Origin of the sequence: Bradyrhizobium sp. (assembly GCF_049581145.1) — a bacterium.
GTDB lineage: Bacteria > Pseudomonadota > Alphaproteobacteria > Rhizobiales > Xanthobacteraceae > Bradyrhizobium.
This window is the reverse complement of sequence record NZ_JBAURI010001212.1, coordinates 1-4,290: the sequence shown is the minus strand read 5'-3', so window position 1 is coordinate 4,290 and position 4,290 is coordinate 1. Positions and strand designations below refer to the sequence as shown.

General features: G+C 65.4%; 5 protein-coding genes. 1 reads left to right on the top strand and 4 read right to left on the bottom strand.

Translation table 11 applies throughout. The features are described 5' to 3' along the window. The 4 genes from WCB02_RS38565 to WCB02_RS38550 form a co-directional block, all read right to left on the bottom strand. On the bottom strand, positions 1 to 892 hold an 892-nt coding region (locus WCB02_RS38565; RefSeq protein ID WP_423967423.1), incomplete at its 3' end, for an ABC transporter ATP-binding protein. After that, positions 889 to 1,755, bottom strand: coding sequence for an ABC transporter permease (locus WCB02_RS38560; RefSeq protein ID WP_423967420.1), 867 nt, complete (start codon positions 1,753 to 1,755; stop codon positions 889 to 891). The genes WCB02_RS38565 and WCB02_RS38560, both read right to left, overlap by 4 nt. A 52-nt stretch (positions 1,756 to 1,807) precedes the next feature. After that, positions 1,808 to 2,722: an ABC transporter permease gene (locus WCB02_RS38555; protein ID WP_423967428.1), complete on the bottom strand. Its 915-nt coding sequence runs from the start codon at positions 2,720 to 2,722 to the stop codon at positions 1,808 to 1,810. A gap of 403 nt (positions 2,723 to 3,125) precedes the next feature. Continuing rightward, positions 3,126 to 3,620: a hypothetical protein gene (locus WCB02_RS38550; RefSeq protein WP_423967418.1), complete on the bottom strand. Its 495-nt coding sequence runs from the start codon at positions 3,618 to 3,620 to the stop codon at positions 3,126 to 3,128. 302 nt (positions 3,621 to 3,922) lie between these two features. On the opposite strand from WCB02_RS38550, the gene WCB02_RS38545 reads away from it, so the two are divergent. Next, positions 3,923 to 4,290 (top strand): adenylate/guanylate cyclase domain-containing protein (locus tag WCB02_RS38545; RefSeq protein WP_423967426.1); only part of this gene is annotated, 368 nt, incomplete at its 3' end.

Genomic DNA, 4,290 nt, shown 5'->3' with positions numbered 1-4,290 from the left:
CGCAGCGGTCGCGAAACGCGCAGCCGGCAAAGCCGGCCGCGATCCGCGGCACCACGCCCGGAATGCTGCCGAGCGGCTGGCCCGCCCGGGTCTTGCCGGGGATCGGGATGCAGTCGAGCAGGCCGCGGGTATAGGGATGGGTGGGCGCGGCAAAAACATCGGCCACGGCTCCGGTTTCGACGACCTCGCCGGCATACATCACCGAGACGCGCTGGCCGATCCGCGCCACCACGCCGAGATCATGGGTGATCAGCAGCAGGGCGAGCCCGAGCTCCCGCTGCAGCTTCTGCAGCAGCCGCAGGATCTGCGCCTGTACCGTGACATCGAGCGCCGTGGTCGGCTCGTCGGCGATCAGCAGTTCCGGATCGCACATCAGTGCCATCGCGATCATGATGCGCTGGCGCAGGCCGCCGGAGAGCTGATGCGGATGCTGCGCGAGCCGCATGCCCGGCGCGGCGATGCCGACCCGCGCCAGCAGTTCGGCCGCCCGGTCCAAGGCCTGCCGCCGCGAGGCGCCGCGATGCCGCAGCAGCACCTCCGCCATCTGCGAGCCGATGGTGTAGGCTGGGTTCAGGCTGGTCATCGGCTCCTGGAAGATCATCGCGATCTTGTCGCCCCGCAGCCGCGCGATCCGGCGCTCGGACAGGCCGAGCAGGTCCTGGCCCTGAAAGCGGATGTGATCGGCGCTGCGGGTGGCGCCGCGCGGCAAGAGATTCATCACCGACAGCGCCGAGACCGATTTGCCGCAGCCGGACTCGCCAACCAGGCAATGGGTCTCGCCATGGCCCACCGTCAGCGACACGCCCCGCACCGCGTCCATTTGCCGGCCAAAGCCGACGCGGAGGTTGCCGATATCGAGAACGGGATCGGGCATGGCGGACGCAGCGCTCACGAATCCGCCCGCAGCATGTCGCGCAGCCCGTCGCCCAGGAGGTTGATGCCGAGCACCAGCACGAACAGCGCCACGCCTGGTGTCACGATCACCCAGGGACTGAAGAACATGTATTCCTTGGCCTCGGCGATCATCAGTCCCCAGCTCGGCAAGGGCTGTGGCACGCCGAGGCCGAGAAACGACAGTGACGCCTCGAGCAGGATCGCCAGCGCCATTTCCAGGGTCGCCACGACCAGCAGATGATGGGCGATATTGGGCAGCACCTCGCGCGCCAGAACGCGCAGCGGCGAGGCGCCGGCGGCTTGCGCTGCGGCGATATAGTCGAGATTGCGCACCTGCAGGGTGGTGGTGCGCGCCACCACGGCGAAGCGTTCCCACAACAACAGCCCGAGCGTCAGGATCACGACGAGAAGCGAGCTGCCGACCAGCGCCACCACCGTCAGGGCCACCAGGATCAGCGGGATCGACAGCCGGCAGGTGATCAGGAACATCACGAATTCGTCGGTGCGGCCGCCATAGAAGCCGCCGACGACGCCCAAGGTAATGCCGATGGCGCCGGATACGATGACGGTGAACACGCCGATCATCAGCGAAATCCGGGTGCCGTAGATCAGCCGCGACAGGTAATCGCGCCCGATCTGGTCGGTGCCCAACAGATGCGCGGGCTGGCCCCCTTCCATCCAAACCGGCGGGATCAGGCGTGAGCCCAGATCCTGCGCGAAGGGATCATGAGGCGTCAGCACCGGCGCAAAGATCGCGACCAGCAGTGCGGCGGCCACGATCGCGGCTCCCAACAGCGCCGAGACCCGGCGAAACGCGGTCCGGCGCGGGCGCGGGTTGACCGCGAGATCGACGATCGTCATCCCCGCAGCCTCCGTCATCCGCGCCGGCCCTTGTTCACGAGCGCAGCCTTGTTCACGAGCGCAGCCTTGGATCGAGCAGCGCGTTGGCCATGTCCGCGAGCAAAGTGAGGGCGATGTAGATCACGGCCAGGAACAGCACCACGGCCTGGATCACCGGAAAATCGTTCTTGCTGATCGATTCCCAGGCGAGATAGCCGACCCCGGGCAGCGCAAACACAGACTCGGTCACCACCGAGCCGCCCAGCATGAAGCCGAGCTGCACCGCCGCGATCGAGACCACCGGCATCGCGGCATTGCGCAGCGCATGCTTCAGGATGATCGACGCCCGGCTCAGCCCCTTGGCGCGGGCGGTACGGATATAATCCGCCGCCAGCGCGTCGATCATGCCGGAACGGGTCAGCCGCATCAGGGCCGGGATCGCCGAAAACGCCAGCACGATGCCGGGCAGGATGTAGCCCTGCCAGCTCTCGACGCCCGAGATCGGCAGCCATTGCAGGTCGAGGCCGAACAGCACGATCAGGATCAGGCCGAACCAGAAGCCGGGCAGGGCCTGGCCGAGCACGGCGACCATCATCAGGCCGCGGTCCCACACCGTACCTTCATGCATCGCGGCCAGGATGCCGAGCGGCAGCGCGACCAAAAGCGCGATCACCAGTCCGGTCAGCCCCAGCGTCAGGGTGACGGGCAGCCGGTCGCGGATCAGGTCCCAGACCGGGGCATGGTAGAGGAAGGACTGGCCGAGATCGCCGCGGGCGGCGTGGCCGGCCCAATCGAAGAACTGCACCACCAGCGGCCGGTCCAGCCCGTAATTCCTGGTGATGATCGCGATATCCTGCGCGCTGGCGTTCGGCCCCGCGATGGAGGCGGCCAGATCGCCGGACAGCCGCGTCAGCACGAAGCTTGCGACCAGCACAGTGAAGCACACCAGCGCGGCCAGCCGGAGTCTGCGGAGCAAGAACAGCATCATTCCCGGCCAGTTCGACCACGCGCCGCGCTCCCGCGCAAGGCCGAGATTCTTGCGGAGAGATTGCTCCCGGGGCACCCCCATCCCCGGCCCTTCCCCCCAAAGGGGGAAGGGGGCGGAGAGAGCGGCCTTGCGGCGACAAGCCGGGCGACAAAACTCGGCCCACTGCCTACATGTCGTCGGCGTCGATGAAGCGCCTTCAAAGCCACGCGGCACACCGCGCGGGCTCCCTCCCCCCTTGAGGGGGAGGGCGGGGTGGGGGGCGCCGCGGGAGTGATTTCTCCGGAGATCGCGGTGCGCTGGCGCTGGCGGCCGGAGAGCCCTGACGCCGCGTTCGCCGTACCCGGCCGCTCGTTCTGGCCTTTCGTCGTTCGTTCGATCCAGCCCAGCTTGCCGCAGCTGGCGGTCAAGGCTTGAACGGACAAACCATGGTCAGGTTGAGGAGCGTCGGTGCCTTATCCGCGCCGTTGGCGTACTCCCACTCCAGGCGAATTTCGTGCTGGCCAGCATTGGCGGCGCTTTGGTCATGCTGGATGATGTTGGTTATCATGGGGATCGGAGGCTCCGAGTTGAAGCATTTCCGAACACAGGCATCGAGCAGCGCGCATCTTGTCAGGGGGACGACGTTAGGCTCATCGTTGGACAGCGGCGCGGTGTTGGGTTGCGCGGTGAGCTGCACGCGAGCTCGGCCCTTCTCCTTGTGCCAGTATTTCGCGCTTGCGTTCGGCCATTTGTTCTCGGGCGTCAAAATCAGGTGATACTGACCATATTCCAACGTCTGGATGTCGATCTGGTCGGATGCCTTCAGGATCTCCACGCTCTTCTTCATATTCTCCAAAGGATAGTAATTGCTATTCATCAGATCCTTAAATTGCTGACCGTTGTATACTCTTCCACCCATCGTTCTATCCTCGGAAATGAATGGCTGCTGTTGGAAATCTGCGGCTTTGCGGAGCCTGTTGATTGGGCAAATCTTCCGGGCGCGTCTTCCGTGAGGAGGATGCGCGGCGCTTCTTTTTCGCTTGGCTTCGAGGCAAACTACCATTCAGGATTGCGTTTCGTCCAGAGGGATATCCGTTTGCGGAGTTTCCCCACAAAGGGTCGTTGCGACTCTCATTGCTAAGCAACTTGCCATGGGCAATCTTATGACGAACTGCCGGCAGGTCGACTGACAAGGCCGCCGTGACCTTTGAAGGCGCAGGAATGCATTGCTTTGCGTGTCAATCGACGATCGATCCGGGCGACGCTTGGTGCTCGCAATGCGGGGCGGCGGTGCGCCAGGACTTCGATCCCGATGGCGAGCGAAGATTTGTGACGATTCTTCGTGCCGACGTGATCGATTCCACAGGCCTCGTCGCCGAACTGGACCCGGAACAGGCGGTCTCACGGCTGGAGCCGGCCTTGGCTGCCATGCGAGGCGCGGTGCGTCAGTTCGGCGGCATCGTCAGCAAAGAGCTCGGCGATGGTTTGGCCGCGGTATTCGGCGCCCCGATCGCGGATGACAACCATGCGCCGCTGGCCTGCCATGCGGCCCTCGAACTCGTTCGGCGCGTCGCAGGTCTGGGCGATGC

Excerpts from the sequence above, each read along its gene's own strand:
- WCB02_RS38560 (WP_423967420.1), bottom strand. The coding sequence starts at position 1,755 with ATGACGATCGTCGATCTCGCGGTCAACCCGCGCCCGCGCCGGACCGCG.
- WCB02_RS38555 (WP_423967428.1), bottom strand. The coding sequence starts at position 2,722 with ATGATGCTGTTCTTGCTCCGCAGACTCCGGCTGGCCGCGCTGGTGTGC.
- WCB02_RS38550 (WP_423967418.1), bottom strand. The coding sequence starts at position 3,620 with ATGGGTGGAAGAGTATACAACGGTCAGCAATTTAAGGATCTGATGAAT.